Genomic DNA, 1,796 nt, shown 5'->3' with positions numbered 1-1,796 from the left:
AGCCGCCGCGCGCGGCAGTCCCCGCCGCTTCGTCTGGGCGCTGCCGCAAATCTGCCGCGATGGATACACCCGCCTGCCACCACTGGAGAATGACGTGCAAGCTTTCGACGATGTGCTCTATCCGCTCAGCCTGGGCCGCGATGCCGGGGTCAGTCCCGAATTTTCGACCGCCATTTCGCTCACCGCGTCGGGCCATGAGCGGCGCAACAGCCAATGGAGCGATGCGCGGCTGAATTACGATGTCGGGCCGGGTATCCGCTCGCAGGCCGAGCTGGGCGTGCTGCTCGAATTCTTCCGCGCCCGGCGCGGCCCTGCGCGCGGCTTTCGCCTCTCCGATCCCTACGATTTCAGCTCGAACGGGCTGACCGGCACGCCGTCCATGACCGATCAGCCGATCGGAGTCGGCGACGGGCTGACGGCCACCTTCCGTCTGTCGAAATCCTACGGCAGCGGAGACGATCCGCAGCAGCGTTTCATCACCCGCCCGCGCGGCGATACGATCGTGGTGAGCGTGGATGGCGCGCTGAACACGGACTGGGTGCTGGAGGATGGCGGCCTGATCGCTTTCGTGGACGCGCCGCCCGATGGCGCCGAGGTGCGCGCCGGTTTTCTGTTCGATGTACCGGTGCGCTTTGCCGAGGACCGGCTGGATATTACCGGCGCGACCTTTGCCGCGGGCGATGCACCGTCGGTGCCGCTGATCGAATTGCGGGAAGCGGTATGAGCCGCATTTTCTTCGCGTCCGAACTGGAAGGCGTGGCGACATGGTGGAGCATAAAGCGGCGCGATGGCGTGGCGCTCGGCTTCACCAGCCACAATCGCGATATCGGTTTTGGCGGCATCACCTATCGCGCCGCGCCCGGAATTCTGCCCTCCGCCATCCGCCGCACGGCCAGCCTGGAGCGCGACTCGGTCGAGGTCCTAGGCGTGCTGGCGCTTGATTCCATTGCCGAGGCAGATCTGGCGGCAGGCCGCTTTGCCGAAGCGCGCATCGCCATCGGGCTGGTCGATTGGGAAACGCTGGACCGGGCGACGCTGTTCAACGGCACGCTTGGCAATGTCTCGCAGGAAGCGGGCTCTTTCGAAGCCGAATTGCGATCCGCCAAGGCCGATCTGGAATTGGATGTCGTTCCGCGCACAAGCCCGACCTGCCGCGCGGGTTTTTGCGATGCGGAATGCCGGGTCAATCCCGCCAGCCATACGCATCTGGCGGCGGTCGCTTCGGTCGATCTTGCCGAGAACAGCGTGCGGTTTACCGGTGGCCCTGGCGCGGCTGAGATGCGCGATGGCAGTGTGCGCTGGATCGATGGGCCATTCGCCGGAATATCGATGCAGGCGATCGACCTCGATGGCGAGAGCCTGGTACTCGACCGGTCCATCGGCGAGGGCGTTGTCGCTGGGCACAAAGCGTATCTGCGCGAAGGCTGCGATCACACCATCGCCACTTGCGCCAGCCGGTTCGGCAATGCCGCCAATTTCCGCGGGGAACCGCATTTGCCGGGCAACGATTTGCTCGCCCGCCATCCGACCGGCACCGGATGAGCGCCGACCATGTAGCGTTCGCCGGAGCGGCGCGCGCTCTGATCGGCACGCCCTTCCGGCTCCACGGACGCGATCCGGCAAGCGGGATCGATTGCGTGGGGCTGGTCCATTGCGCGCTGCTCGCCATTGGGCGCAGGCCTCCGCCGCTGCCGCATTACACGCTGCGCAATACCAGACCGGAACGCTTGCTCGCGCTCGTGCCGGACCATCATTTTCGCCCCGTGAGCGGAAGCCTTGAGCGCGGTGATCTGCTG

Annotated in this window: 2 protein-coding genes and 1 pseudogene; all 3 read left to right on the top strand. The window is 66.0% G+C overall.

Annotated features, from left to right (window positions below):
• A partial coding sequence (locus tag WA989_RS07150) for a DUF2460 domain-containing protein (RefSeq protein ID WP_424339816.1) occupies positions 1-724 on the top strand: 724 nt, incomplete at its 5' end.
• Positions 721-1,542, top strand: coding sequence for a DUF2163 domain-containing protein (locus WA989_RS07145; protein ID WP_424339815.1), 822 nt, complete (start codon positions 721-723; stop codon positions 1,540-1,542). The genes WA989_RS07150 and WA989_RS07145, both read left to right, overlap by 4 nt.
• Positions 1,539-1,796: pseudogene (locus WA989_RS07140) on the top strand (peptidoglycan endopeptidase); the annotation flags it as partial. The gene WA989_RS07145 and the pseudogene WA989_RS07140, both read left to right, overlap by 4 nt.

Origin of the sequence: Henriciella sp. (assembly GCF_049649345.1) — a bacterium.
Lineage (GTDB): Bacteria > Pseudomonadota > Alphaproteobacteria > Caulobacterales > Hyphomonadaceae > Henriciella.
The sequence above is the reverse complement of the archived record's forward strand: the minus strand, read 5'-3'. Positions and strand labels throughout refer to the sequence as shown.